Below are 26,498 nucleotides of genomic sequence, written 5' to 3' on the forward strand. Positions count from 1 at the left end.
GGCACCATCAACATGTGGTGCTGAACGACTCGAACGCCGGGCCGGCCACGCGCAGCGCACACGACGCTGCGTGGCCGGCCCGTCTGCATGTGGTCACGGGCAAGGGCGGCACGGGTAAGACGACCGTGGCCGCCGCGCTGGCGTTCGCGCTGGCCGCGGGCGGACACCGCACGCTGCTGGTCGAGGTCGAGGGGCGGCAGGGCCTGGCCCAGCTGTTCGAACTGGAACCGCTGCCGTACGCCGAACGCCGGCTGCCCGACGCCGGGGCCGACGTGCGCCTGCTCGCCGTCGACGCGGAAGAGGCGCTGCTGGAGTATCTCGAAATGTTCTACCGGATGGGCCGGGCCGGCCGGGCCCTGCGCAAGCTCGGCGCGATCGACTTCGCCACGACCATCGCCCCGGGCCTGCGCGACGTGCTGCTGACCGGCAAGGTCAAGGAGGCGACGACCCGCGCCGACGACGCCGGGCGCCGGACCTACCGCGCGGTCGTGCTGGACGCCCCGCCCACCGGCCGCATCGGCCGCTTCCTCAACGTCACCGCCGAGGCGGCGCGCCTGGCCAAGCTGGGCCCGATCAAGACGCAGAGCGAGAGCGTGGCCGCGCTGCTGCGCTCCCCCATGACCTCGGTGCACCTGGTGACCCTGCTGGAGGAGATGCCGGTGCAGGAGACCACCGACGCGATCGCCGAGCTGTCGGCGCTGAACATCCCGATCGGCCGGATCATCGTGAACTGCGCCCACCCGCCGCTGCTCGCCGACGCCAAGGTCACCCAGGCCGAGCTCAAGCGCGGGCTCGCCGCCGCGGGCCTGCCCGGCGACCGGCGTACGGTGACGACGCTGCTCGCCGAGGCGCGCGACCACCAGGCCCGCCACGCCCTGGAGCAGCAGCTGCGTACGGAACTGGAGGCGCTGCACCGACCGATGGTGGAGCTGCCGCTGCTGCCCGACGGCATCGACCTGGCCGGTGTGCGGCACCTCGCCGGGCTGCTGCGCGCCGCGGCTTAGGCTGAGCACATGCTCGACGTGGACGCCGTGCTGGGTGACCCCAGAGTGCGCATCGTGGTGTGCTGCGGATCGGGCGGGGTCGGCAAGACCACGACGGCCGCGGCGCTGGCGCTGCGCGCAGCCGAGAAGCACGGACGCCGTACGGTCGTGCTCACCATCGACCCCGCCCGGCGCCTGGCCCAGTCACTGGGCCTGACCGAGCTGGACAACACCCCGCGCGCCGTCGCGGACGTCGACGGGCCGGGCGAGCTGCACGCCATGATGCTCGACATGAAGCGCACCTTCGACGAGGTGGTGCTGACGCACACCGCGCCGGAGCGGGCCCGCGAGATCTTCGCCAACCCCTTCTACCAGGCGATGAGCTCGACGTTCTCCGGGACGCAGGAGTACATGGCGATGGAGAAGCTGGGGCAGCTGCGGGCCGGGGACCGCTGGGACCTGATCGTGGTCGACACCCCGCCGTCGCGCTCGGCGCTGGACTTCCTCGACGCCCCGGCCCGGCTGAGCCGGTTCCTCGACGGCAAGATGCTGCGGCTGCTGATGGTGCCCGCGCGGGCGGGCGGCAAGAGCATGTTCAACCTGGTCACCGCGTCGTTCGGGGTGTTCTCGAAGGCGGTCCAGAAGATCCTCGGCGCGCAGCTGCTGACTGACCTGTCCGGGTTCGTGTCGGCGCTCGACTCGACCTTCGGCGGTTTCCGCGAGCGCGCCGAGCAGACGTACCGGGTGCTCCAGGACCCGCAGACGGCGTTCCTGGTGGTGGCCGCGCCCGAGCCCGACGCGGTCCGGGAGGCGAGCTACTTCGCCCGGCGCCTGGGTGACGAGCGGATGCCGCTGGTCGGCCTGGTCCTGAACCGGGTGCACCGCTCGGACCTGCCGGAGCTGTCCGCCGCGCAGAGCGCGCAGGCGGCCGCCGAACTGTCCGCGGAACACGCGGTGACCGCGCAGGCGCTGGAGGTGCACGCGCTGCTGATGCGGCAGGTGGTGCGGGAGAGCGTGGTGTCCACCGATTTCACCGACGAGTTCCCGAACGTCCCCGTCGCGTACGTGCCCGCTCAGCCGACGGACGTGCACGACCTCGCCGGGCTGCGCACCGTCGGCGACGCCCTCGCGAGCTGACAGTCCGCGACGCCCTCGCGAGCTGACAGGAAGCGCACGGGGGAGCCGCCGGGACCGGGTGTCCGGTTCGCCGACGGCTCCCATACGTGGTGACGTTGGTGATTCCGGTCTCAGGCGCGGACCAGCTCGCGGCGGTCCTGCTCCTGCATGGCGACCTCGAAGGCGCGTTTCCAGCTGGCCACGTGCGGGTGGCGGCGCAGCAGCGCGCGGCGCTCCCGCTCGGTCATGCCACCCCAGACCCCGAACTCGATGCGGTTGTCGAGTGCGTCCGCCAGGCACTCGTACCGCACCGGGCAGCCTCGGCAGACCCGTTTGGCGACGTTCTGCTCGGCTCCCTGTACGAACAGCGCGTCCGGATCTCCGTTCCGGCACGCCGCGAGACTGGGCCAATCGTTGACCATGCCCATGTGTCCACGTCCCCCCTGACGTTCCCTACCGCTCGCGACCTGCCTTTTTCCGCGGGACAGACTGCTCCTGCGGAAGCGGGCACATCCCCCCGATGGTTCCCCCGAACCGACGCGAACGGCGTGCGTTACTCGCCCGCCCATCATGCTCCGTAGTCGGACGATTACGCAACGTTGTCAGCCAAAATGCCTGAAAAAGGTCTTAAACGGCGCATCTCAGTACGTGACCTGGGGTTGTGCGCGCCAAGGCGCGACGCTCCGGGTACCGGTGGGCGGGGGCCCGCCCGGACACGGAGCGTCGCATCGCGAGTAACACATGAGCAGTCGGCGACATCTGGGGAGACATCACACTGCCGGCAACGCAACCACACGCCAGGGGTCGTGCGTCTTGGACAACGACGCATTCCGGCTCCGGTTGCGGCCCCGAGGGCGGCCGCCTCGACGCGGTATGCGAGAACGAAAGCAGCTCACGTAACCTGAGGCGGTGACCCCCATGCGTAAGCGCGACCACAACCTGCTGGTGAATGCCGCGTCCTTACTGATTTGCGGCCTCCTTGCCGGAGTGGTGGTCGCCGCGGCGGCCTTCCCGGCGGTGGCACTGTCCGGTCTGGCCACGAAGGCCGGCAGCGAGGCGTTCGGCCAGCTGCCGGACGAGCTGACCGTGAAGACCTCGCCGCAGATCAGCTACCTCTACGCGTCCGACAACAAGACGCTGATCGCGACGATGTATGACGAGAACCGGCGCGACCTCGCGCTCGCCGAGATCCCCCAGGTCATGCAGAAGGCGATCATCGCGGCCGAGGACCAGAAGTTCTACGAGCACAACGGCGTCGACGTCATGGGCATCGCGCGTGCCTTCATCAACAACAAGGCCGCCGGCGAGGTCCAGCAGGGCGCCTCGACGCTGACGATGCAGTTCGTCCGCCTCTCGATCTCGTACTCGGCGAACACGGCCCAGGAGGTCGTGGACGCCACCGAGGACACCACCAAGCGCAAGGTGCGCGAGATGCGCTACGCGCTGGCCATCGAGCAGAAGATGGGCAAAGACAAGATCCTCGAGGGGTATCTGAACACCGCCTACTTCGGCAACCGCGCCTACGGCGTCTACGCCGCCGCCTCGGTGTACTTCGGCAAGGAGCCTAAGGACCTGACCGCCTCCGAGGCCGCCTTCCTGGCCGCGCTGGTGAAGTTCCCCGGTGACTTCAACGTCGAGACCGGCGTGGGCAAGCAGGAGGCCATGGGCCGCCGCGACTACGTGCTCGACGAGATGGTGCAGACCGGCGCCCTGACGGCCGAGGAGGCCGCGAAGGGCAAGGCCGAGGAGCTGAAGATCGTCGGCAAGATCACCCCGAACGGCTGCGTGCAGGCGACCAGCAACGCGGGCTTCTTCTGCGACTTCTTCCAGCGCTGGTGGAACGAGCAGGAGCAGTTCGGCGCCACCACGTACGACCGCGAGCGGGCGCTGAAGTCCGGCGGGTTCCGCATCCAGACCTCCTTCGACCTCCAGACCCAGAACGCGATGCGCACCAGCATCAACAACGCGCTCAAGGGCTGGAAGTGGAAGTCCGACGCGCTGATGCAGGCGGCGATCGAGCCGGGCACCGGGCGGGTCCGCGGCCTGGCCACCAACCGCAACTTCAAGATCGACAGCAAGACCAAGCCGCAGAACGGCCTCGCCTCGAACCCGGCGCTGGCCAGCAAGGGCATCCGCGGGTCGTACCCGAACACGACCAACCCGCTGATGACCGGCGGCCCGGACATCGCCGGCTACCAGGCGGGCTCGGTCATGAAGCTCTTCACGATGGTGGCGGCCATCGAGAAGGGCTACCCGCTCGCCACCACCATCAACACCACCGCGCCGTACGTCTCGCACATGCGCATCGACGGCGACCCGAACTGCGGCGGCTTCTGGTGCCCGAACAACTCGGGCAACAAGAACTGGGGCCCGCAGAACATGTGGACCGGCTTCGGCAACTCGGTCAACACGTTCTTCGTGCCGCTGTTCGAGATGGTGGGCGGCGCCAAGGTCATCGACGTGGCCAAGCGGCTGGGCCTGACCTTCTACGACAACCCGAACCAGAAGATCGACGACTTCTACCACTCGCAGCACCCGGACGACTGGGGCCCGTTCACCCTTGGCGCCTCGGACCAGACCCCGCTGCAGATCGCGAACGCCTTCGCGACGCTGGCCGCGGACGGCAAGTACTGCAAGCCGATCCCGGTCGAGTCGATCACCAACAGCAAGGGCGAGAAGCTGGAGATCGGTTCGCAGACCGAGTGCACCCAGAACATCGCGGTCGACGTGGCCCGCGCCGCGATCGACGCGGCCCGCTGCCCGGTCGGCGACCAGTCGCTGTACGGCCGCTGCAACGGCACCACCGCCCGCGCCTCCAGGGACATCATCGGCAAGCCGATCGCGGGCAAGACCGGCACCACCGACAACTCCAAGTCGGTGACGCTGACCATCACGACCAAGCAGCTGGCCATCTCGGGCTTCTTCACCGACCCGGACTGGGCGCAGGTCAGCACGCACAAGATGTCGCACGACGTGGTCAACCCATCGGTGCAGAACGCCATGAAGGGTGCCATGAAGGGCAAGGCCGGCATCCAGTTCAGCAAGCCCGGCAGCAACAAGCTGGTCACCGGCAACCAGGTCAGCATCCCGGTCGTGACCTGCAAGCCGATCCCCGAGGCCAAGTCCATCCTGAGCAGGGCCGGCTTCGACGTCGACACCGCCAAGCAGGAGGTCGACTCCCCCTGCCCGAAGGGCACCGCCGCGGGCACCAACCCGACCGGTAAGACGATCAAGAACGGCGTCGTCGTGATCGAGATCAGCAACGGCAAGGGCGCCACCCCGCCGCCCGGCGGGGGCCCTGGCGGTGGCGGCCCCGGTGGCGGCGGTCCGGGCGGGGGCGGTGGTGGTGGCAACGGCAACCACAACGGCCCGATCATCCCGCCGCCGGCCAACCTGGCCGCGCAGCTACGCAAGCAGGAGTAAGTGAGCAAGCAGGAGTAAGTGAGAAGGCCCCGGGCCACCGCAGCAGCGGCGACCCGGGGCCTTCCTCATGTATGCGCTCAGGCGGCGAGCTGACGCCGTACCTCCGCCGAGACCTTGCCGCCCTCGGCCCGGCCCGCCACCGCGGCCTGGACCGCCTTCATCGCCGGGCCCATCACGCCCATGCCGCTGAAGCCGCCGGCAGCCAGCGTCTGCGTGACCAGCTCCACCAGCTCCGTGTCGGAGAGCTGCTTGGGCAGGTAGCGCGCCAGCACCTCCTCCTCGGCCCGCTCCTTGGCGGCCTGCTCGGCCCGGCCCGCGTCGGCGAACGCCACCTCGGCCTCGCGCCGCTTCTTCGCCTCCTTGGCCAGCACGGCGAGCACCTCGTCGTCACTCAGCTCCCGCTTGGCCTTGCCCGCCACCTCGGCCACGCCGACGGCGGCCAGCGCCATCCGCAGCGTGCCGGTCACCACCTCGTCACGGGCCTTCATCGCGGCCCGCATGTCCTCGGTCAGCTGCTCCTTCAGGCCCATGACGACTCCCTGCCCCGCTCGCCGCCGCCGCCGGATGCGCGACAGGCAATGTGCTTCCTCATGGGCGATGAAACTACCCTTAGGAGCATGGGTCCGCTCGGGAAAATCGCCGTCGGCGCGGTCGTGGTGGGCGCGGGCGCGCTCGCGTACGGCACGCTGATCGAACGCAACATGTTCACCCTCCGCCGGTACGACGTGCCGCTGCTGGCCCCCGAGGCCGAGCCGCTGCGCGTGCTGCACCTGTCGGACCTGCACCTGACCCCCGGCCAGAAGCGCAAGCAGCGCTGGGTCAGCGAGCTGGCCGGCCTCGACCCGGACCTGGTCGTCGTCACCGGCGACAACATGGCCCACCCGGACGCCGTCCCCGGCGTGCTCGCCGCGTACGAGCCGCTGCTGGCGCTGCCCGGCGCGTTCGTCTTCGGGTCGAACGACTACACCGGCCCGGTCTGGAAGAGCCCCTTCAGCTACTTCCGGGAGGACCGCGAATACCAGCACGGCGTCGAGCTGCCCACCGAGGAGCTGCGCGCCGCCTTCCTGGCCGCGGGCTGGACCGACCTCGACAACGCCCGCGCCACGATCAAGGCGGGTGGGCGCGTGGTCGACCTCGCGGGCGTGGACGACCCCCACATCGGCCTCGACGCGTACCCGGCCGGGCCCGCCGACCCGGCCGCAGCGGTGCGGATCGCGCTCAGCCACGCCCCGGAGCCCCGGGTGCTGGACGCGTTCGCCGCCGACGGGTTCGACCTGCTGCTGTCCGGGCACACCCACGGCGGGCAGGTGCGCGTGCCCGGGTTCGGGGCGCTGGTCACCAACTGCGGGCTGGAGCGCAAGCTCGCCCGGGGACTGCACCGCTGGGACGGGGCCTGGCTGCACGTGTCGGCCGGGCTGGGCACGCATCCGACCGCGCCGGTGCGCTTCGCCTGCCGCCCGGAGGCGACGCTGCTGACGCTCATCCCGCGCTGAGGGGGATACCGGTTTTGGCGGAGCCGGGGCGGTGGGCTAGTATTTCGGAGCACCGCTTCGGGGTATAGCGCAGCTTGGTAGCGCGCTTCGTTCGGGACGAAGAGGCCGTCGGTTCAAATCCGGCTACCCCGACAGAAGAAGTGCCAGTAGGGCCGGTCCTCCCTCACGGGAGACCGGCCCTACTGCTTTACCTGGGCTTTCGTGTGTCACAAGCCGATGGCTGCGGCTGCGAGCCCGTACCGCCGGGCTTCGTCCCGCAGGTCGACCCCATCGGCTCCGGCAGCGACCCGCTCGTTCGTCGTGGCCATCCGAAACAGCAGCGCGCGAGCGACCGCCGCCACCGGTACATCCACGGTCTTCCACAGCGTCGCCGGAGCACCGTGCCAGCAGAGCGCGTCGGCCACCACGACACCCTCGGCGTACTGGGGCGGCCGCCAGTAGGGCGAGATGTCGATGACCGCCGGAGCGAGCCCGGGAGCGAACAAGACGTTCTTCGTCAGGTCCCCGTGCACGAGCTGAGGACGCCCCAGCGGCTCCAGTGCGCCCCGCAGCCGTCGCGCCACGGCGGCGAACTCCGGGCGGAACTGGATCTCCTGCTCACCCCACACCGCCCTGTCCGCCCGCGCCCACCAGTCCTGCCGCGCTTCCAGGAAGTCCGGGCGGCCGAGATGAGCTACCGCCCGGTGGAATGCGCGGCCGGCGGCAAGGATGTCCCGCCACGTCGAGACCGCGGAGTAGTCCGGTTCGCTGCCCTCGACCCACCGGGTGGCCGACCACCCGTGGGAGACCCAGGCACCGTCACGCGTACAGACCGGCTCGGCGATACGGAAGCCGTCAGGCGTCACCTCCGCGAGCGCACCGGCCAGCCATTCCTGCAGCGGACCGCCGTCCGGCTTGAATACCAGGTCGTCTGCCGCCCACGAGTCGCCTTGCCCACCGTCCAGTCGTCGGGCCGGCCCTTCGACGCCGAACGCGTGCAGGACGGTCGAGGGGAGCTGATCGCGAGACACCGGTGCACGATAGTCCAGCAGAGAACCGGCGCTGAGGCATTTTCCGCATGTACGGGGAAAGCCTCCGGCTGTGGTTTGTCCCTTGGCGCCGGAGTCGGCACCAGAATGCCAGCGTTCGGGACAGACGCCGAGGTCACAGGCCCCCTACATTCGGCAGGCTCTGTGCCCCCCGCATTTTCGGAGACCTCTGTGAACATCGATTTCTCCCTCGAACCATTGTTCTCGACGTACGTCGTGCTGCTACTGCTCAGTGGGGTGATCCTGCTGGCGCTGACCGCGCCGGAGTCGTCCAAGGGCGCTCGGATCGCCAACCTGCTGTTCGGCATCGGCTTCCTCGCCTACGGCCTGTACCTCGCCTTCGTCTTCGACGGCGGGTCGTACCTCATCCTGTTCAAGGCCTTCATCGTGCCGGTGGCGCTGATCTTCCACACCGTCAAGACGATCATCGCCAAGCGCAACGAGAAGGCGGCCGCGGCCGCTGCGGTCGCGTACAACCCGGTAGTTCCGGCGGCTCCGGCTCCGTTGGTGAACCCGGCCATGGAAGAAAGCCGCTGAACGGCGGAAGCATGCCTCGGGGCCACCCTGCCGGGTGGCCCCGCCTCATTTCTGCCAACATGGCGCAACGCGACCCGGCTCAGGCTCGCCATCCGACGCCTGTGACCGGGGTCACCAATTTCGCCGCAACCTGATGCGTCCCCCGACGTGTAGAGGGCGACAGCGGCAGGGACGGCTGGTCTGGCCTGACATCCGCCCGCGCTTTGCAAGGACGGCCTGCCACGGCCGTCGGGTTGACCGGCGACGGGAACTCCGACTGCGGTGGCGAGCCGGATCTGGCGTAACGGGGGGGCGCGGGGACGAGAGTCTCCGCGCCTGCCGTAGCGCCATACTCGACCACCTTCGTCCCGGGAGATCAGGTGCAGGGCCAGCGTGACTTCGCCGAGTTCTACTCCGCGGCGTTCGGCCCGCTGACATCCCAATTGCACGCCTTCGTCGGCAGCCACGCCGAGGCACAGGACCTCGTGCAGGAGGCGTTCTGCCGAGCGTTCGGCAAGTGGTCGACAGTCTCCCGCTACGAGGACCCCCATTCCTGGGTACGGCGGGTCGCCTGGAACCTCGCGGTCAGCCGCTGGCGGCGTACCCGCCTGGTCCGGCTGTGGCAGCGCGACCTGGCACCGGCGGACGTGCCCGAACCCACCGGCAGCGACATCGACCTGGCCCGCGCCCTGGCGGAGCTGCCGCAGGACCAGCGCCAGGCGATCGTGCTGCACTACTTCGCGGACATGGCCGTCGCGGACGTCGCCGCCTTCATGGAGGCACCGGAGGGCACGGTGAAGGCCTGGCTCCACCGAGGCCGCAGCACGCTCGCCGCCGCCCTCGGCGCAGACGGCGCGGACGCACGCGCCGCCTCGCAGGCGCGGACCCGGCCACCGGGAGTCGCCGCGGTCCGTACCACCGTCACCCGGCGCTACGCCACGCGCGCGGCGGCCCTGCTGCTGGGCGCCCTGGCGCTGGCCCTGGGCGCGCTCGTCCCGGTCAGCACGGGGTCGGCACCCACCAATCCCTCGCCCAGCCCGCACCCGTCACCGTCAGCCTCCGCCAGCGCCGAGCCGAGCACTGCGCCGCCTGCGACCTCGCCGAGCCCTACCCCCCGGCCCAGCACCCCGGTCTGCCCTTACGACGCGAAGGCGGCGCTGCTGCTGCTGGTAAGCCCGGCTTCGGACACCTTCGCGAAGTCGTCCCAGCTCCAGAAAGCCTGCCCGGCGATGAAGATCAAAATCACCCGGGCCGTGTATGTCGGCGCCAACGCGACCGTGGCCAAACTCACCCGCCACGCCACCGTGTCAGCGACGGTGACCTCCACCTCGGGCGTCCACGTGGGCGCGCCCGGCCGTCCCGCAGGTGACTGCTACGCCCGCTTGGAGGTGACTGTCGCCGGGTCGGGTTCGCTGCCGTCGTCCATGCCCAACCCGATCCCTGAGCTCGTGAGCTCCGGCAGCCAGTTCAGGTTCGAGGAATACCTGGCAGCACGAGGGCTGCGCCCGCTGGAAACGTCCTGGGTAGACCCAGTGTGCTAGCCGGTCACGAAAGCAGCCGCCTGGTTCGTGCCGCCTTCACGGCGACGAATCCGGCGAGAAGGGTCATGACGGCGGCCCCTCCGGCCAGCCACGGACCGCCAGGCTGCCCCTTCGACGCGTCCGCAGCGGCCGGACTGGGATCGGGCATGCGGGTCGGGGAGGCGCCGGTCGACGCCTGCGCTGCCGACGGCGAAGCGGAGGGCCCGCCGACGGGCGAGGCGGATGTCTGGGTGCTCATCGTGTTCTGCTGCTGAGACGAGTCGTAGTGGTATCTCTGGTGACCGCTCACGAACGGGGTGCAGCTCGCACCGAATTCGGGGGTCATGGTGTAGGAACCAACCGGAGATCCCCGGTGAAACGTCATCCGGAAACGAAATGAGTGGCGGACGTGCGGCGCCAGCACCATGTGCAGCGGCATCTCGTCGGTGGTCCAAAACGACAGCCCCTGGCTCGGCTCAACGTAGAACCACCTCAGCGGGACCGCATGCCATGCTCCTCCGTCAACGCTCCAGGACACGCTCGGCTTGACCGGCGACGTGGGGCCCAGAGTCGGGGGATAGACGTCAGTCGACGGCGTCACCTGGAAGAAGATCCAGCCATCGGTCAAGATGGCACCACTGTCGTTGGTCAGCGCGGCGACTTCGACGATCGGCTGCTCGGGAAGTTTGGCAGTCGGGACCGCGCCGCCGCCCCCGAACTGGGTCAGCGTCAGGTTCCCAGGGCACTGTGCCGGGGTGGGCGACGCCGACGGAGTCGGCTTCGTGGCATCGCTGCTCGGCGAGGTTGACGGTGAGGGCTCGGTCGCCAGCGCGGGGGTCGCGCCGAGGGCGGCCCAGGCCGCGAAAGCTGCGGTCGCGACACCGAGGTACGTGGATCTCCGGGCGGCGCGGGGCACTGTTACCTCCGGAACGTCAGGTTGCGGGCAGGCAGAGGTTAACCATGGCTGCCAACAGATACCGACCCGGTGGCCGCCGCGGAACGTCGTCGCTTCTCGACACAGCCGGCAGAGCACCGGCTTCCGCGCCTGCCGTCAGCTGGGGTCGGCCCACAGATAGCGCCCGACCTGCGCCGGTCGGCGGTAGTACATCCGCAGCCGCTCCGACAGCAGCAGGTGCCGCCCGTCCCCACCCTGCTGGTGCGCGCCCGCGAGGACCGCGTCCGCCAGCGCGTCCAGCTGCTGCGGGGTCAGGTCGACGCGGCCGCCGGTGCCCATGCGGAGCTCCACCGTCCGGCCCGTCGCGACGTCCCGCGCGACGAGATAGATGGACGGCCCACCCCTGGTGTCGTGGACCTGGCCCTGGACAGTCGAGGCAGCCAGGTCCACCGTGCGCGTGCTGAACGCGCCGCGCACGGTCAGGGCCGAGCCCGCCAGCCAGGCCGCATCGCGCAACGTCGAGAGCAGGCCGCACCAGGCGAAGAAGTTCATCGCCAGCACGAGCGCGACCACGCAGGCCGTCCCCGCCACGCTGATCTGCGGCGAGGTGGCGATATCGTGCGCCACCTCCCAGAGGACCCTCACGGCGACCGCCGCCATGAACAGCCAGAAGGTCGAGAAGGCCAGGCGCTGCTTCCACGTCGAGTCGCGAAGGACCACTCGCGGGGAACCGGGGGGTGTCACGGCGCCAATGTAAGCATCGGTGCCAAGCCGGCCTGCCACCGAGCATGCGGGGAGGTCAGCGCGGAGTGCCGAAGCTCACCTTCCCAATATCCGGGAGATGGGCAGCGGTTCCACCCCTACCGGCCTGATCTGCTGGTCCCTTGGCTGACAACGGGATCACCGTTCGGCGCCGGAAGCCGTCTACGAGGCGTTCTCAGAAACCCCGATTTCTCGCGCACGGTGAGTAAGCTTGGCGGCCGTAAGCCCCTTACCCCGGAATAGTGGATCAAGCGGAACCCCACCTCGTGCCCCTTAACCGCATCATCGACGATGTCGCCGCGGCATTGCGTGCCTCACGCAGTGCGGTCGACGCGTGCGGTGCCACCGTGACGGTCCTCAGCCGCCACACCCCGGCACTGATCGAGGCGCTGCTGCACGTCAAGGACCAGCTCCGCTGCGTCTCCGCCAGCGGCGCCTGGCAGGTGTTCTCGGCGGTGCCCCTGGGCCGGGGCGTGGTCGGCCGGGTGTACGCCAGCGGCCAGGCCGTCACCATCCTCGACGTCGCCAACGATCCCGACTACATCCGGCTCGGGCCCCCCATCACCGCCGAGATCTGCGCCCCCATCATCGACCGCACCGGCCACCCCGTCGGCGTCCTCAACGCCGAGTGGGCCGAGGGCCAGGCGCTGGACGGCTGGGAAGAGATCATCGTGCAGGCCGGACGCCTGCTCGGCGCCCGGCTCAGCGAGCTCGGCGGCCCGCCGCCGGAGACCCGCAGCGAGCAGCTGCTGCGGCACTCGCTGGCCCTGACCAGCGCCGAGACCGACGCCGAGGTGCTGATGCGGGCCTGCCGCGCGGCGCGCGAGGTCACCGGGCTGGCCGCGGCCGTGCTGCTGCGGCCCGCTCCCGACCTGCTGCCCGAGCTGGGCCTGCCGGTTCCCGAGCCGGGCGAGCCCGAGCAGCCGGGCAACGTCGTGATCGCGGCCAGCTCTCCCGAGCCCCGGGACCGGCCGCTGGTGGCCCGGCTGGCGCAGATCGACCCGGAGCGGCTGTCCGCACTGCTGGACGAGGCCTGCCGGTACGGGGCGTCGTACACGCTCGGCGATCCGGCGGTGCTGGACGCGCGCGGGTTCGAGGCGCTGACCGGGGCGGGGGTCCGCACGATGATCGCCGTGCCGCTGGGGACGAACACTCCGTCGGTGACCTCGTCGACCGGCGCGCTGGTGGTGCTGGACGAGACCGCGATCATGCCCGACAGCGCCATGGTGAACCTGCTGGAACTGCTGGCGGCGCAGGCCACGAGCTGCCTGGAGAAGCTGAGCACGCTGCGGCGGCTGCACCACCAGGCCAACTCCGACCCGCTGACCGGGCTGCGGCACGGCGGCCCGTTCGGGGCTCGGCTGGCCACGGCGACACCGGGGCAGACGGCGCTGCTCGCGATCGACATCGACGAGTTCAAGACGGTCAACGACACGCTCGGCCACGCCGCGGGAGACCGGGTGCTGGTGCAGATGGCGACGGCGCTGCAACAGGCGCTGCGGCTCGGCGACGAGCTGTTCCGGGTCGGCGGCGACGAGTTCGTCGCGGTCATCGACGTGCCCAGCGCCGCCGAGGCGATGCGGATCTCCGAGCGGCTGCTCTCGGCGGCGCGGGCGACCGGCCGCACCATCAGCGTCGGCGTGGCGGTCCAGCGCGAGCAGGAGAGCCCCGAAGCGGCCCTGTATCGCGCGGACCAGGCCCTCTACAAGGTCAAACGAGCCGGCCGCAACAACGCCCTCCTCGCCGACTGACCGCACTCCCGACTGCGTTCCAGCGCCACAGCGTTCCAGCAGTTTCGGGGAAAGTGCTGGAATCTCGGGCCCCATTCCGGCAGTTTCCCCGAAACTGCACGCATCCCTTCCCCGAAACTGCACGCATCACGCCCACCCCGGCCAGGCGGGGAGGGACGGGCGTCAAGAAGGGCACCCTCTACCGCGCGATGCGATGAGAAGGTGCCCTTCTTGCCTCAGTCAGCGGGAGAGTTCCGTGGCGAGGAGTTCGGCGATCTGGGCGGTGTTCAGGGCGGCACCCTTGCGCAGGTTGTCGCCCGTCACGAAGAAGTCCAGCGCGCGCGGGTCGTCGACGGCCCGGCGGATGCGGCCGACCCAGGACGGGTCGGTGCCGACGGCGTCGATGGGCATCGGGAACTCCCCGGCGCCGGGGTCGTCCACGACGATGACGCCGGGGGCGCTGTCCAGCACCGCGCGGGCGTCGCCCGCGTCGACCTCGGACCCGAACACCGCGTGCACGGCGACCGAGTGGCCGGTGACCACGGGGACGCGTACGCAGGTCGCGCTGACCTTCAGGCCGGGCAGCCCGAGGATCTTCCGGGACTCGTTGCGCATCTTCAGCTCTTCGCTGGACCAGCCGCCGTCCTTGAGCGAGCCCGCGAACGGCACCACGTTGAGCGCGACCGGCGCCGCGAACGGGCCGAGGTCGTCGCCGACGGCGTGGCGGACGTTGCCGGGCCGCGAGCCCAGCAGCCGGTCCCCGGCCACCTTGGTGAGCTGGTCGTGCAGGGCGTCGACGCCGGACTGGCCGGCCCCGGAGACCGCCTGGTACGACGCGAGCACCAGTTCCTTGAGGCCGTACGCGTTGTGCAGGGGCGCGATGGCCACGATCATCGCCAGGGTCGTGCAGTTGGCGTTGGCGATGATGCCCTTGGGCCGGTTGCGCGTCTGCTCCGGGTTGATCTCGGGCACGACCAGCGGCACGTCCGGGTCCATCCGGAACGCGCCGGAGTTGTCGACCGCGACCGCGCCGCGCGCGACGGCGATCGGGGCCCAGATCGCGGAGACCTCGTCGGGCACGTCGAACATCGCCACGTCGACGCCGTCGAAGGCCTCCTCGCTGAGCGCGACGACCTCGACCTCCTCGCCGCGGACCGTCAGCCGGCGCCCGGCGGAGCGGGCCGAGGCGATGAGGCGGATCTCGCCCCACACGTTGCGGCGGTGGCTGAGGATGTCGAGCATCACCGTGCCGACGGCGCCGGTGGCGCCGACGACGGCGAGGGTGGGGAGCCTGCCGGGGGTGGGCATGGGCACGGCCGTCACCTGCCGGTACCGGCGTAGACCACGGCCTCCTCGGACCCGCCGAGCTCGAACGCGTCGTGGACGGCGCGGACGGCCTCGTCGAGGTCGGTGTCGCGGCAGACCACGGAGATGCGGATCTCGGAGGTGGAGATGATCTCGATGTTGACGCCCGCGCGGGCCAGCGCCTCGCAGAAGGTCGCGGTCACGCCCGGGTTGGAGCGCATGCCCGCGCCGACCAGCGAGATCTTGCCGATGTGGTCGTCGTAGAGCAGGCCCTTGAAGCCGACGCGCTCCTGGACCTTCTGGAGCGCGGCCATGGCGGTCGGCCCGTCGACCTTGGGCAGGGTGAACGAGATGTCGGTGCGGCCGGAGGCCTCGGTGGAGACGTTCTGCACGATCATGTCGATGTTGATCTCGGCATCGGCCAGCGCGCGGAAGATGTTGGCCGCCTCGCCCGGCTCGTCCGGCACGGAGACGATCGTGATCTTGGCTTCACTGCGGTCGTGCGCCACGCCGGTGATGAGTGCTTGCTCCACGGAAAGGTCCTCCATTGATCCGGTGACGAGGGTTCCGGTCTTGGTCGAGTACGAAGAGCGGACGTGGATGGCCAGCCCGAACCGGCGCGCGTACTCCACGCTGCGCAGGTGCAGGATCTTGGCACCGCTGGCCGCCAGTTCGAGCATCTCCTCGTACGTGATCTGCTCGACCTTCTTGGCGTTGGGCACGATCCGGGGGTCGGCGCTGTAGACGCCGTCCACGTCGGTGTAGATCTCGCACACGTCGGCCTTGAGCGCGGACGCCAGGGCCACCGCGGTGGTGTCCGAGCCGCCCCGGCCGAGGGTGGTGATGTCCTTGGTGTCCTGGGAGACGCCCTGGAAGCCCGCCACGATCACGATCGCGCCCTCGTCGAGCGCGCCGCGCAGCCGGCCCGGCGTCACGTCGATGATGCGCGCCCTGCCGTGCGTCGACGTGGTGATCACGCCCGCCTGCGATCCGGTGTACGACCGGGCCTCGTAGCCCAGGTTGTGGATCGCCATCGCCACCAGCGCCATCGAGATGCGCTCACCGGCGGTCAGCAGCATGTCGAACTCGCGACCGGGCGGCAGCGGGCTCACCTGGTGAGCCAGGTCGATCAGCTCGTCCGTCGTGTCGCCCATCGCCGACACCACCACGACCACGTCGTTGCCGGCCTTGCGCGTCGCCACGATCCGCTCGGCTACCCGCTTGATCCGCTCGGCGTTGGCGACCGATGAACCGCCGTACTTCTGCACCACGAGGGCCACGGTGCCGGGCTCCTCTCCACGTCAGGGCTTAGGGACGTCTCAGCTTAACTGCGCCCTCCGCGAGCACCTGCGGCTCGATCCCAGCAGTCGGGCGGCGGTGCTGGTGGCGTACGAGATCCTCTGCCGCACCGGCTCGCCCACCCTCCGGTCGTCCGCCGGGTCCGGGCTCCCGCCGGAAGAAATCTGTACTGTGACACCCGCCACACCGAGTGCGGTGCGCCGGGGAGTGGAACCGGGCGGCGACAATGGGCCCGTGCGTCGGGCTGCCCTCACCCCCCTTGCCTTGATCGTCGCGACTGTCGCCCTGTCGGGCTGCGGGGACACCGTCCCCCAGGCCACGCCGAGCGCCAGCGCGACGGCCGCCGCCGGTCCGGTCGAGCCGACCGAGCCGCGCGCCCAGCTCGCCGGGCGGGCCGCGGCAGCCAAGGACCTCAAGCAGGTCGCCACGTACACCTTCACCTCGCCGAAACGGCCGGTGCGCCGGGTGACCATCACCCGGGCGATCGACCGCACCTGGCGCATCGACCTGCCCGGCGGCGCGCAGAGCGGCCAGGTCGACATCGCGCTGGTCTGGACCGCCGGGGCGCTGCACCAGTGCGCCCTGCCCGCGGGCAACCACCCCTACGCCGGCTGCGTGCGGCTGCCCGGGGCGCTGCCCGCCAAGGCCGACGTGAAGCTGGAACACCTGGTCACCGACTGGCTGACCGTGCTCACCGACCGCCGCGCGGCACTGGCCGTGGCCGAGGTCGACGCGCTGCCGGGCGCCATCGGCCGCTGCTACTCGGTGGAGTCGTCGGCGGCCAGCCTCAAGCTGCCGATGGACCCGGGCATCTACTGCTTCGAGAGCGACGGCACGCTGACCGCGGCCCGGGTCGGCTTCGGCACGCTGATGCTGGTCGGGGCGCCCGCGCCGGGCCCGCAGACCGTGCAGCTGCCCGGCCCGATCGTGCCCGGCCAGCCGCTGCCGATCAACGCCCCGCCCTCCCCCAGCCCGTCCGTCTCGGCCTCCGGCACCCCGAGCCCATCCCCGAAGGCGTGACAGCAGACGCTGTCCACAGCCGAGAATCGGCGGTATCTCTGGATCTGCCCGTGCCGGTACGCTGAAACTCCTTACGCGTCGAGCAGGGAGGGTGATGATCGTGACTGTGACCATCGATCTGCCCAGCGATGGCGTGATCACGCGCGCGACGTTCGAGAACCTGCCCACGCCCAACCGGGGCTGGGCATGGGAGTTGCACGACGGAAGGCTGGAGCTCGTCCACATGCCGGTCACCATCTGGCACTGGCAGATCATCCTGATGATCCTGGAGCACTGGCGCCGCCACGGGCACGAGGTCGCCGGGGAGCAGTACGTCGCGGACAGCGGTTTCGTCCGCGGCGGCAGCGGCCGCAACAACTTCGTCGCCGACGGCGTCGTCTTCGTCGCCGGGCACCGGCCCCGACCTCGCGATACGACCCACGACGCGGGAGTCATCCACGTCGTAGTCGAGGCCGTCTCGGACCGCAGCGAGGAGAACGACGCCGTGAACAAGTTCGGTGTCTACGCGGCTCTCGGCGTCGAGCACTACTGGATCGTGCGCGGGGACGCGGACGCAGACCAGGTCGACGGCATGATCACCATGCACGTCCTGCGCGACGGGGCATACGAGGTAGCCGGACACCGCATGGTCTCCCGTCTTGGCGAAGGATCCTGAAACCGCAGGTCGGCGAGCACGGGGCAGCAGGATGAGCACCCGTCCGGTGGGATGTCCGGCATGGGGGTACGCGAGAACCTGGTCCCGCCCGCCGGTGTCGCCCGGCAGCTGGCCGTCCAGAGTCTGCTGTTCGGGGTCGGGCAGGGCACCTTCCTCACCGGCAGCGCCGTCTTCTTCACCCGCGTCGTCGGCCTGCGCCCGCACGAGATCGGCCTCGGACTGTCCGCCGCCGCGGCGACGGCGCTGCTGCTCTCCGTACCGCTGAGCTCGCTCGCCGACCGGCTCGGCCCGCTGATGCTCTGGAGCCGGGGCGTCGCGCTGCAGGGGCTGCTGTTCGCGGTGTGGCCGCTCGTGCGCGGGTTCGCCACGTTCCTCGTGGTGATCGTGGCCGTGGAGCTGCTCGGCACCGTGGCACAGGCCGGGCGCAGCGTGTATCTGATCGAGGCCCTCGACCCGAAGGAACGCGTGCGGACGCTCGCCTTCTCCCGCTCCTGGCTCAACGTCGGCTGGTCACTGGGTGCCGGGCTCGCCGCCCTGGCGCTGGCGATCGACGCCCGGCCCGCGTACTACGCGATGGTGCTGGTCAACAGTGTTCTGCTGCTCGGCAACGCCGTCTTCATCGCCAGGCTGCCCGGGGCCGGGCAGCGCCGCGAGGCCCGGGCCGAGCGCCCGCGCGTGCTGGAGGTGTTCCGCGACCGGCCCTACCTGGCGGTCACCGCCGTCTGCGCGGTGATGGGCTGCTTCGTCACGGTGGAGCTGGAGGTGGCTCCGCTCTGGCTGCTGCACGACACCGACGCGCCGCGCTGGTGGCTGGGCGTGCTCACCCTGATCAACACATTGATGGCCACGACGTTGCAGGTGGCGCTGACCAGCGGGACGCACACCCTGCCCGGGGCCGTGCGCGCGCTGCGGCTGGGCGGCGTCGCCGCGGCGGTGGGCTGCCCGGTCTACCTGCTCGCGGGCGGCACCAGCGGCTGGCTGACGATGGCGCTGCTGGCGGTGGCCACGGTGCTGCTGACCCTGTGCGAGCTGCTTCAGTCGGCGGGCGCGTGGACCCTGATGGCCGAGCTGCCGCCGGCGGAGCGGCGGGGCGCGTACCTCGGGGCGTACCGGATGGGCACGTCGGCGCAGATGATGATCGGGCCGGCGGCGCTGATCGCGCTGGCGGTCAGCACGGGCGGGTGGGGCTGGCTGGTGATCGCCGGGCTGTTCGCGGTCGGGGCGCTGATCATCGGGCCGGTGGTGGGACGTGCGGCGGACTCGCGTCCCAGTCTTCGGGCAACTGCTCCCGCAACGGCCACAGCGGCGTAAAGTCGACCACTGTCATGCGGTACGTGAGCCTCCTGCTTCGCTGCCGCGACGAGGCCTAGCCGCTGCCCACTGCGCAGCCACACCGGCACCTCGTCGCGGAGTAGCGGCGCGTGCCCGTTTGCCGGTTTCCGTTCAGCTCCCGGTCCCGGCATTTCTGTTGCCTGGTCAACGACATCGATCCACGTGCCCGTGTGCTTGACCACACAACCGCGTCGGATCGCGCGACCCGCATGACTTTCAAGGAGCATGGAACCCATGTCTGCTGCAGCTCAGCGCCCCAGCAAGATGCCCTTCCAGCGTTATCGCGGCTACCACGAGCAGTTCCGCGTGGACGTCGCCGACCGGACCTGGCCCACCCGCCGCGTCGAGGCCGCCCCGCAGTGGTGCGCGGTCGACCTGCGCGACGGCAACCAGGCCCTGATCGACCCGATGTCCCCCGACCGCAAGCGCCGCATGTTCGAGCTGCTGGTCAAGATGGGATACAAGGAGATCGAGGTCGGTTTCCCGGCGGCCAGCGAGACCGACTTCTCGTTCGTGCGGCAGCTCATCGAGGAGCAGCTGATCCCGGACGACGTGACCATCCAGGTGCTGGTGCAGTGCCGCGAGCACCTGATCGAGCGGACGTTCGAGAGCCTGCGCGGGGCGAAGCGGGCGATCGTGCACTTCTACAACTCGACCTCCACGCTGCAGCGCGAGGTGGTGTTCGGGCTGGACACCGACGGCATCACGGCGATCGCGACCGACGGGGCGCGGCTGTGCCAGAAGTACGCCGAGATGATCACCCCCGACACCGAGATCCGGTACGAGTACTCGCCCGAGTCCTACACGGGCACGGAGCTGGAGTACGCGCTGGAGGTGTGCTCGGCGGTGATCGAGGTCATCGACCCGACGCCCGAGCGCCCGCTGATCATCAACCTGCCCGCCACCGTCGAGATGGCCACGCCGAACGTGTACGCCGACTCGATCGAGTGGATGCACCGCCGCCTGCCGCGCCGCGACTCGGTCATCCTGAGCCTGCACCCGCACAACGACCGGGGCACCGGCGTGGCCGCCGCCGAGCTGGGCCTGCTGGCCGGCGCGGACCGGATCGAGGGCTGCCTGTTCGGCAACGGCGAGCGCACCGGCAACGTCGACCTGGTCACGCTGGGCCTGAACCTGTTCAGCCAGGGCATCGACCCGAAGGTCGACTTCACCGGCATCGACGAGATCAAGCGCGCCGTGGAGTACTGCAACCAGCTGCCGGTGCACGAGCGGCACCCGTACGCCGGTGACCTGGTCTACACGGCGTTCTCCGGCTCGCACCAGGACGCGATCAAGAAGGGCCTGGACGCGCACGCCCGCAAGGCCGCCAAGGCCGGGGTGCCGGTCGAGGACTTCGAGTGGGGCGTGCCCTACCTGCCGATCGACCCGAAGGACCTGGGGCGCTCGTACGAGGCCGTGATCCGGGTCAACTCGCAGTCCGGCAAGGGCGGCGTCGCGTACATCATGAAGTCCGAGCACCAGCTGGACCTGCCGCGCCGCCTGCAGATCGAGTTCTCCGGCGTGGTCCAGCGCCGCACCGACGACGCCGGTGGCGAGGTCACCCCGGCCGAGATGTACGCGATCTTCGCCGACGAGTACCTGACCGACCGCCGCCTGGCGGTGCGCTCGTACTCGGTGGCCACGGTCGACGGCAAGGTGGAGCTGGCCGCCGAGGCGGACCTCGACGGCAGCGCCTGTCGCCTGACCGGGGTGGGCAACGGCCCGATCGACGCGTTCATCCACGCGCTGTCCGACCACAGCGTGCGGGTGCGGGTGCTGGACTACGCCGAGCATGCGCTGACCAGCGGCGGTGACGCCCAGGCGGCCGCGTACGTCGAGTGCGACGTCGACGGCGAGACCCGCTGGGGCGTGGGTGTCGACGCCAACATCGTGACGGCCTCGCTGAAGGCGGTCGCGAGCGCGGTCAACCGCAGCTGACGACGTTCACGAGGAGGGGCACCGGCCGTACTCGGGCAGGTGCTCCTCCTTCTGTCTGCGCACCTCGGCCTTGGTCAGGGGCACGTGCGGGCAGACGAACAGCGCCACCGCCGCCGCGACGACCAGCACCCCGGCCGCCCACAGCGCCGCCTGCCGGTAACCGGCGGTCATCGGCCCGGCCTGCTCGTACTGTTCTCCGGTGAGCCCGACGAGCAGCGGCAGCACGGCCACGGCCAGCAGCGACCCGGCGCGGGCGGCGGCGTTGTTGACGCCGCTGGCCACCCCGGCGTGGCGCACCGCGACCGCGGCCAGCACCGCGGCGGTCAGCGGGGCGACGAACAGGGTGAGGCCGACGCCGAAGGCCAGCACCCCGGGCAGGATGCCGGTCCAGTAGTCCGTGCCCGGACCCACCTCGCGCAGCAGCAGGATGCCGATCGCGCAGCAGACCGGGCCGACGGTGAGCTGTAGTTTCGGCCCGATCTTCGTGGCCAGGGCGCCGGAGCGCTCGGCGAAGGCGAACATCAGCAGCGTCATCGGCAGGGTGGACAGGCCCGCCTGGAGCGCGTCGTACCCGACGACGTTCTGCAGGAAGATGACCAGCAGGAACAGGAAGCCGCCGAACGCGCCGTACACCAGCAGGGTGTAGAGGTTCAGCACCGAGAAGGCGCGCGAGTCGAACAGCTTGAGCGGCAGCATCGCGCGCGGCCCGCAGTGCCGCTCCCGCAGCACGAACGCCACCGCCCCGGCCACGGCCACGATCAGCCCGCCCAGCACGGCGACCGACCCGAACCCCCGCTCCGGCCAGGCGATCAGCGCGTACGTCAGCCCGGCCAGCGCCACCGCCCCGAGCAGGCCGCCGGCCAGGTCGAAGTGGTGGTCCACCGCCGGCGAGCGGCTCTCCGGCACGTACCGCCGCGCCAGCAGCACCGCCACCGCCGCCAGCGGCACGTTTATCAGGAAGATCCAGCGCCACGACGCCTGGTCGATCAGCACCCCGCCGACGAACGGGCCGAGCGCGGTGGTGACCCCGGCCAGCCCGGACCACGCCCCGATGGCGCGTGCCCGGTCGTCGGCGGTGAACGAGGCCTGGAGCAGCGCCAGCGAGCCCGGCGTGAGCAGCGCGGCGCCCACGCCCTGCACGATCCGCGCGGCGATCAGCAGCTCGACGGTCGGGGCCACGCCGCAGGCCACCGAGGCGACGGTGAACCAGACGACGCCGACGACGAACATCCGGCGCCGTCCCCAGTGGTCGCCGAGCGCCCCGCCGAGCAGCACGAACGCCGCCAGCGTCAGCGTGTAGCCGCTGATCACCCACTGGAGCTGCGCCAGGGTCGCCCCGAAGTCGCGGCCGAGCGAGGGCAGCGCCACGTTCACGACGGTGGAGTCGAGGAAGGCCATGCCGGAGGCGAGCACCGCCGCGGCCAGCGTCCCCTTGCCCGCGCGGCTGCGCAGCACCAGTCCCCCACCGTCCACCCGCACCATTCTCGTCGCCGTCGCGCCGAACGCACGCTGAAACCGGACACCTGCGCAGACGTCTTCCGAGTAGTTGCGACAGCAGGGATCAGCCGTAGGGTGAGCACGTGCGATCCCCCAAACCCCTCAGATGGACCGGTATCTCCCTACTCTTGTGCGCCACCCTGTTCGCCGCCGCGTGCGACCCGGAGACGGGCGGCACGGGCTCGCCCGGCACCGGTAGTAAGAGCAGCAGCAACGCCCGTCCGCCGGCGGCCGCCGGTGACGGCGCCACCGCGGCGGCCTCGCTGAAGAGCCTGAAGGTCGCCGAGCCCCAGCCGATGACCGGCTACAGCCGCGACCGCTTCCCGCACTGGAAGAAGGCGGGCAGCAACTGCGACACCCGCGACACCGTGCTGGCGCGTGACGGCAAGAACATCAAGCTGGACGGCTGCAACGTGACCGGCGGCAGCTGGCACAGCGTCTACGACGGCCTCAACACCACCGACCCGCTGAAGGTCGACATCGACCACATGGTGCCGCTGGCGGCCGCGTGGCGCGCCGGGGCCGACTCGTGGACCGACGACAAGCGCTCGGACTTCGCCAACGATCTGACCCGGCCGCAGCTGTTCGCGGTGTCGTCCACGAGCAACCGGTCCAAGGGCGACCAGGACCCGTCGACGTGGAAGCCGCCGTCGCGCGACTTCTGGTGCACCTACGCCGTTGATTGGATCACGGTGAAGACGTACTGGAAGCTCACCGTGACCACGGCCGAGAAGGCCGCCCTGACGGACATGCTGGAGACGTGTGTCTGACAGCCCTGACGGCCAGGTCTCCACGGAGGAAGTCCGATGAGCTCCTTGACCACGAACATCGTCGCCGGTCCGGGCGGAGTCATGACCGATGAGGTGGGCGTGGTCACCGGCGAGCTGACCCTCGCCAGCGAGCTCGGCACCGACGGGGCGGCCCGGCTGCGGGTGCAGTACCTGGGCGCGGGCGAGTGGTACACGGTGACCGGGGCGACCGTCCCGGTGAGCGGCGGCGACTGCCTGCCCGCGCTGCACGCCCAGGCGGTGGGCATCCTGAACCGCCCCGAGGGCTGAAGCGCCGAAGCGGCCGCCCGGAGTGACTCCGGGCGGCCGCTTCCGTGTCCGCGGTCAGCGGCGGCGACGGCGGTGGTGCCAGGCGAGCATGCCGGAGGCGAACAGGATCAAGAACCCGATCACCGCGTACGTCCCGATGCCCATGACCTCCTCGGCCTCGTCGTACGGCGGCTCCGCCTTGGCCAGGGCCAGCTGCTCGGGCTCGTGCGCCACCGGCGCGGCGCTGTCGGCCGCGTGCTGCACGGCGGGCGCGTCGACCGGGCTGGGGTGCGCGGACGGCTTGGGCGACGGCGTCGGCGTGGCGTGATGGCCGCCCCGGGTGCACTCGCCCGTCTCGTGCACGCAGATCGGGAAGCTGGCGTAGTTGTCGGTGATGATGCGGTCGTACGCCCCGTCGACGGTCATCTGCACGTGCGGCTCGCCGGGATGTGCGCTGGTCAGCTTCTCGGTGAAGGTCACCTTCCGGGTGGCCCCGGGTGCCAGCGCCTCGATCAGGCAGCCGTCCCCGTCCGCCAGCGGGCAGTCCGTCCAGGCCGGATCGGCGAACCCGGAGCCGCCGGGCTTGCCGATGCGCAGCACGCCGGGCACCGGCCCCGCGTTGCGGTAGGTGACCGTGAACGCGCCGGTCTCGCCGACCCGCAGGTAGGTGGGGGCGCTCGCGGCCTGGGCGGCGATGTCGGTGTACGGCGGCGAGACGACCTCGACCGGCACGGTGACGGCGGGCGCGGTGCCGGAGGCGGCGTGGGCGTTGACGGTGACGTTGCCCGCCGCCCCGAGCGGGGCGTTCTTGCGGGCGCGCAGCGAGATGCGGGCGGTGATGCCGCTGCCGGGCGTGATCCGGTCGACGGAGCAGGTGACCGAGGTCTTGTCCTTGGTGCACCAGTCGCCGCCGACCAGCTCGACCCGGCCGGACAGCCCGCCGCCCAGGCGCACCTTGAGCGTCACCCGGCTCAGGTCCTGCTCACCGCGGTCGTCTAGCTTGACCAGCAGGTCGGTGCCGCCCATCTCGTTGGCGACCGCCTTGTCGGGCACGGTGACGGCTATCGGGCCGTCGGCGGCGGCTGCGGGCAGCGCACCGGCCCCGGCCAGCACGAACGCTGTTCCCAACAGGACTGAACCCAGAGCGCGGACCATGCGGACCCCCAGCGAGCACGAACGTGGCAAGCTGGGAGGCTACCTTATGTCCTTAAAAGTCCGTTTATCCCGACACGCGGATACCCCGGACGTGGCACAGCCTCGGCGGCGGCTGTGCCGCCGCTAGAGGAACAGCGCGTCCGCGTAGTGCTCGTCGGTCAGCGGGCTGGGCACGATGCCGACCAGGTCCTGCACGGTGACCATGGTGGTCGGGCCGTGCACCAGCGGCACCGCGGGCAGCTTCTGCATCAGGCTCGCGTTCAGCGCCCGGTACAGGTCGGGTCGGCGCAGCCAGCTCGCCGCGTCGGCGTCCTTCAGCGCGCCGAACAGCTCGGCGTCGGTGAAGCCGAACTCGTTGGACCGCTGGTCGAACAGGCTGCCCAGGAACGTGTACGCGTCCCCGATGTCGCCTTCCCAGCCGAACAGGTGCAGGTCGTGCGCCTTGCCCTTGGTCACCGCGGTCAGGTACGCCGGGTTCCACGGCAGCGCCACCGGCTGCACCGTGATCCCGGCCGCCTTCAGGTCCTCGGCGATCAGGTCCACGATCTTCTTCGGGTCCGGCAGGTAGTCGCGGTAGATGTTGGTCGGGTAGTGCAGCCGCAGCGTCAGCCCGTTCGGGTAGCCCGCCTGTGCCAGCAGGTGCTTGGCCTGCTCCACGTTCGGCTTGTAGTCGTTGACGTCGGGGTTGTACCCGGCGGCGGTGTCGGGCTGGAAGTTCAGCGCCACCTTCGCGCCCGGCGGGAAGACCTGGTCCACGATGCGCTGCCGGTTGACCGCGTACGCGATCGCCTGCCGCACCTCGGGCTTGGCCAGCGCCGGGTTGCCGCTCTGGTTGATACCCAGGTAGAGCACGTTGTACGGCGGCCGCGGCAGCAGCTTGAAGCCCTTCGTCCCCAGCTCCTTCAGATCCGCCGGGTTGACCAGGTCGTAGCCCTGCACGGTGCCGTCGATCAGCGCCTGCTTGCGCTGGTTGGCCTCGATCGCCTGGAACACCAGATTCTTGATCTTCGCCTTGGTCCCGTGGTAGCCGTCGAAGGCCTCCATGGTGATCCGGCGCGCCTTCTTGTCCCACGACACCAGCCGGTACGGCCCGGTCCCGACCGGGTGCTCGGCGTACGCGGGGAAGCCGGTCGGGCCCTTGAGGTCGTTGGCGTGGTACTTCTCCAGCGCCGCCGGGCTGGAGATGGCGAACGCGGGCACCGCCAGCGCGGCCGGGAACCTGCTGCTGGCCTTGGTCAGCGTCAGCACCGCCGTGCTCGCGTCCGTCGCCGCGCACGACTTGAACAGGCTCGCGGGCAGGCGGCTGGACCGGTTCTGGGCGAACCCGCCGAACACCAGCTGCCAGTACGCCGAGACGTCGGCGTTCTGGAGCAGCCCGGTGAAGTGGTACCACCGGTCGAAGTTGGCGCAGACCGCGGCCGCGTCGAAGTCGGTGCCGTCGTGGAACTTCACGCCCCGCTTGAGCTGGAACGTCCACACCGTGCCACCGGGGTCGGCGGTGAAACTCTCGGCCAGGCCGGGCATCACCCGGGCGGTGCCCGGCTGGATCTGCACCAGCGTCTCCAGCACCTGGCGGGCCACCCGCAGCGACTCGGCGTCGGGGGCCAGCGCCGGGTCGAGCGACTGCGCCTGCCCCACCCCGAACACCAGGGTGTCCTTGGTGCTGAAGGTGGGCAGCCCGGCCACGCCCGGCGGGGGCAGCGGGTTGCTGTTGTCGTCGGTGCAGCTCGTCGCGACCAGCGTCGCGAGCACGAGGAGGATCGACCAGACCCGGCGCCGGGGCGTACGCATGAC

Annotated in this window: 23 protein-coding genes and 1 tRNA gene; 14 read left to right on the top strand and 10 right to left on the bottom strand. The window is 70.7% G+C overall.

The window, feature by feature from the left end; all coding sequences use genetic code 11:
- Positions 1-17 precede the first annotated feature (17 nt).
- Both Cs7R123_RS18960 and Cs7R123_RS18965 read left to right on the top strand, forming a co-directional pair.
- Positions 18-1,004 (top strand): ArsA-related P-loop ATPase, encoded by a 987-nt coding sequence (locus Cs7R123_RS18960; protein ID WP_374707002.1) that lies wholly within the window; start codon positions 18-20, stop codon positions 1,002-1,004.
- A gap of 9 nt (positions 1,005-1,013) precedes the next feature.
- Positions 1,014-2,120: an ArsA-related P-loop ATPase gene (locus Cs7R123_RS18965; protein WP_212828258.1), complete on the top strand. Its 1,107-nt coding sequence runs from the start codon at positions 1,014-1,016 to the stop codon at positions 2,118-2,120.
- Positions 2,121-2,230: 110 nt separating this feature from the next.
- Here the strand turns inward: Cs7R123_RS18965 and Cs7R123_RS18970 are convergent, their stop codons facing one another.
- Complete coding sequence (locus tag Cs7R123_RS18970) at positions 2,231-2,527, bottom strand: WhiB family transcriptional regulator (protein WP_166381528.1); 297 nt, start codon at positions 2,525-2,527, stop codon at positions 2,231-2,233.
- 490 nt (positions 2,528-3,017) lie between these two features.
- On the opposite strand from Cs7R123_RS18970, the gene Cs7R123_RS18975 reads away from it, so the two are divergent.
- Positions 3,018-5,522 carry a transglycosylase domain-containing protein gene (locus Cs7R123_RS18975; RefSeq protein ID WP_212829270.1) on the top strand — a complete coding sequence of 835 codons (2,505 nt, stop codon included), beginning with the start codon at positions 3,018-3,020 and terminating at the stop codon, positions 5,520-5,522.
- Between the two features lie 77 nt (positions 5,523-5,599).
- Here Cs7R123_RS18975 and Cs7R123_RS18980 read toward each other — a convergent pair whose 3' ends face one another.
- Complete coding sequence (locus Cs7R123_RS18980; RefSeq protein WP_212828260.1) at positions 5,600-6,052, bottom strand: GatB/YqeY domain-containing protein; 453 nt, start codon at positions 6,050-6,052, stop codon at positions 5,600-5,602.
- Positions 6,053-6,139: 87 nt separating this feature from the next.
- On the opposite strand from Cs7R123_RS18980, the gene Cs7R123_RS18985 reads away from it, so the two are divergent.
- Together Cs7R123_RS18985 and Cs7R123_RS18990 are read left to right on the top strand one after the other, a co-directional pair.
- Positions 6,140-7,015 (top strand): metallophosphoesterase, encoded by an 876-nt coding sequence (locus Cs7R123_RS18985; RefSeq protein ID WP_212828262.1) that lies wholly within the window; start codon positions 6,140-6,142, stop codon positions 7,013-7,015.
- A 58-nt stretch (positions 7,016-7,073) separates the two neighbouring features.
- Positions 7,074-7,147, top strand: a tRNA-Pro gene (locus Cs7R123_RS18990).
- 74 nt (positions 7,148-7,221) lie between these two features.
- Here Cs7R123_RS18990 and Cs7R123_RS18995 read toward each other — a convergent pair.
- Positions 7,222-8,025 carry a phosphotransferase gene (locus Cs7R123_RS18995; protein WP_212828264.1) on the bottom strand — a complete coding sequence of 268 codons (804 nt, stop codon included), beginning with the start codon at positions 8,023-8,025 and terminating at the stop codon, positions 7,222-7,224.
- Positions 8,026-8,214: 189 nt separating this feature from the next.
- Here Cs7R123_RS18995 and Cs7R123_RS19000 point away from each other — a divergent pair, with 189 nt between their 5' ends.
- Positions 8,215-8,580: a hypothetical protein gene (locus Cs7R123_RS19000; RefSeq protein WP_212828265.1), complete on the top strand. Its 366-nt coding sequence runs from the start codon at positions 8,215-8,217 to the stop codon at positions 8,578-8,580.
- 359 nt (positions 8,581-8,939) lie between these two features.
- The gene (locus tag Cs7R123_RS19005) at positions 8,940-10,100 is read left to right on the top strand and encodes a SigE family RNA polymerase sigma factor (RefSeq protein WP_212828267.1); all 1,161 of its coding nucleotides are present in this window, start codon (positions 8,940-8,942) and stop codon (positions 10,098-10,100) included.
- A 4-nt stretch (positions 10,101-10,104) separates the two neighbouring features.
- On the opposite strand, the gene Cs7R123_RS19010 is transcribed toward Cs7R123_RS19005, so the two are convergent.
- A complete protein-coding gene (locus Cs7R123_RS19010) occupies positions 10,105-10,995 on the bottom strand; it encodes a hypothetical protein (protein WP_212828269.1) in 891 nt (296 codons plus the stop codon).
- A 135-nt stretch (positions 10,996-11,130) separates the two neighbouring features.
- Positions 11,131-11,718, bottom strand: a complete 588-nt coding sequence (locus Cs7R123_RS19015; RefSeq protein WP_212828271.1) for a hypothetical protein — start codon at positions 11,716-11,718, stop codon at positions 11,131-11,133.
- 284 nt (positions 11,719-12,002) lie between these two features.
- Here Cs7R123_RS19015 and Cs7R123_RS19020 point away from each other — a divergent pair, with 284 nt between their 5' ends.
- The gene (locus Cs7R123_RS19020; RefSeq protein ID WP_244871914.1) at positions 12,003-13,487 is read left to right on the top strand and encodes a diguanylate cyclase; all 1,485 of its coding nucleotides are present in this window, start codon (positions 12,003-12,005) and stop codon (positions 13,485-13,487) included.
- A 219-nt stretch (positions 13,488-13,706) separates the two neighbouring features.
- Here the strand turns inward: Cs7R123_RS19020 and Cs7R123_RS19025 are convergent, their stop codons facing one another.
- The gene (locus tag Cs7R123_RS19025) at positions 13,707-14,774 is read right to left on the bottom strand and encodes an aspartate-semialdehyde dehydrogenase (protein WP_212829272.1); all 1,068 of its coding nucleotides are present in this window, start codon (positions 14,772-14,774) and stop codon (positions 13,707-13,709) included.
- A gap of 11 nt (positions 14,775-14,785) precedes the next feature.
- Positions 14,786-16,051 carry an aspartate kinase gene (locus Cs7R123_RS19030; protein WP_212828272.1) on the bottom strand — a complete coding sequence of 422 codons (1,266 nt, stop codon included), beginning with the start codon at positions 16,049-16,051 and terminating at the stop codon, positions 14,786-14,788.
- Positions 16,052-16,334: 283 nt separating this feature from the next.
- On the opposite strand from Cs7R123_RS19030, the gene Cs7R123_RS40750 reads away from it, so the two are divergent.
- The 4 genes from Cs7R123_RS40750 (at position 16,335) to leuA (ending at position 21,015) form a co-directional block, all read left to right on the top strand.
- A complete protein-coding gene (locus tag Cs7R123_RS40750) occupies positions 16,335-17,090 on the top strand; it encodes a hypothetical protein (RefSeq protein ID WP_212828273.1) in 756 nt (251 codons plus the stop codon).
- A 100-nt stretch (positions 17,091-17,190) separates the two neighbouring features.
- Entirely contained in the window at positions 17,191-17,745 is a 555-nt protein-coding gene (locus Cs7R123_RS19040; RefSeq protein WP_212828274.1) for a Uma2 family endonuclease, read from the top strand.
- A gap of 60 nt (positions 17,746-17,805) precedes the next feature.
- Positions 17,806-19,056 carry an MFS transporter gene (locus tag Cs7R123_RS19045; RefSeq protein ID WP_212828276.1) on the top strand — a complete coding sequence of 417 codons (1,251 nt, stop codon included), beginning with the start codon at positions 17,806-17,808 and terminating at the stop codon, positions 19,054-19,056.
- A gap of 255 nt (positions 19,057-19,311) precedes the next feature.
- Positions 19,312-21,015, top strand: coding sequence for a 2-isopropylmalate synthase (gene leuA, locus Cs7R123_RS19050; RefSeq protein ID WP_212828278.1), 1,704 nt, complete (start codon positions 19,312-19,314; stop codon positions 21,013-21,015).
- Positions 21,016-21,021: 6 nt separating this feature from the next.
- Here leuA and Cs7R123_RS19055 read toward each other — a convergent pair whose 3' ends face one another.
- Positions 21,022-22,497, bottom strand: coding sequence for an MFS transporter (locus tag Cs7R123_RS19055; protein WP_212828280.1), 1,476 nt, complete (start codon positions 22,495-22,497; stop codon positions 21,022-21,024).
- A gap of 143 nt (positions 22,498-22,640) precedes the next feature.
- Here Cs7R123_RS19055 and Cs7R123_RS19060 point away from each other — a divergent pair, with 143 nt between their 5' ends.
- Both Cs7R123_RS19060 and Cs7R123_RS19065 read left to right on the top strand, forming a co-directional pair.
- Complete coding sequence (locus Cs7R123_RS19060; RefSeq protein WP_244871916.1) at positions 22,641-23,282, top strand: HNH endonuclease family protein; 642 nt, start codon at positions 22,641-22,643, stop codon at positions 23,280-23,282.
- A gap of 36 nt (positions 23,283-23,318) precedes the next feature.
- Entirely contained in the window at positions 23,319-23,570 is a 252-nt protein-coding gene (locus tag Cs7R123_RS19065) for a hypothetical protein (protein ID WP_212828282.1), read from the top strand.
- 54 nt (positions 23,571-23,624) lie between these two features.
- On the opposite strand, the gene Cs7R123_RS19070 is transcribed toward Cs7R123_RS19065, so the two are convergent.
- Together Cs7R123_RS19070 and Cs7R123_RS19075 are read right to left on the bottom strand one after the other, a co-directional pair.
- Positions 23,625-24,677: a hypothetical protein gene (locus tag Cs7R123_RS19070; RefSeq protein WP_212828284.1), complete on the bottom strand. Its 1,053-nt coding sequence runs from the start codon at positions 24,675-24,677 to the stop codon at positions 23,625-23,627.
- Positions 24,678-24,827: 150 nt separating this feature from the next.
- Positions 24,828-26,495: an ABC transporter substrate-binding protein gene (locus Cs7R123_RS19075; RefSeq protein WP_212828286.1), complete on the bottom strand. Its 1,668-nt coding sequence runs from the start codon at positions 26,493-26,495 to the stop codon at positions 24,828-24,830.
- Positions 26,496-26,498: the final 3 nt, after the last annotated feature.

The sequence above is a fragment of the Catellatospora sp. TT07R-123 genome (assembly GCF_018327705.1).
GTDB lineage: Bacteria > Actinomycetota > Actinomycetes > Mycobacteriales > Micromonosporaceae > Catellatospora.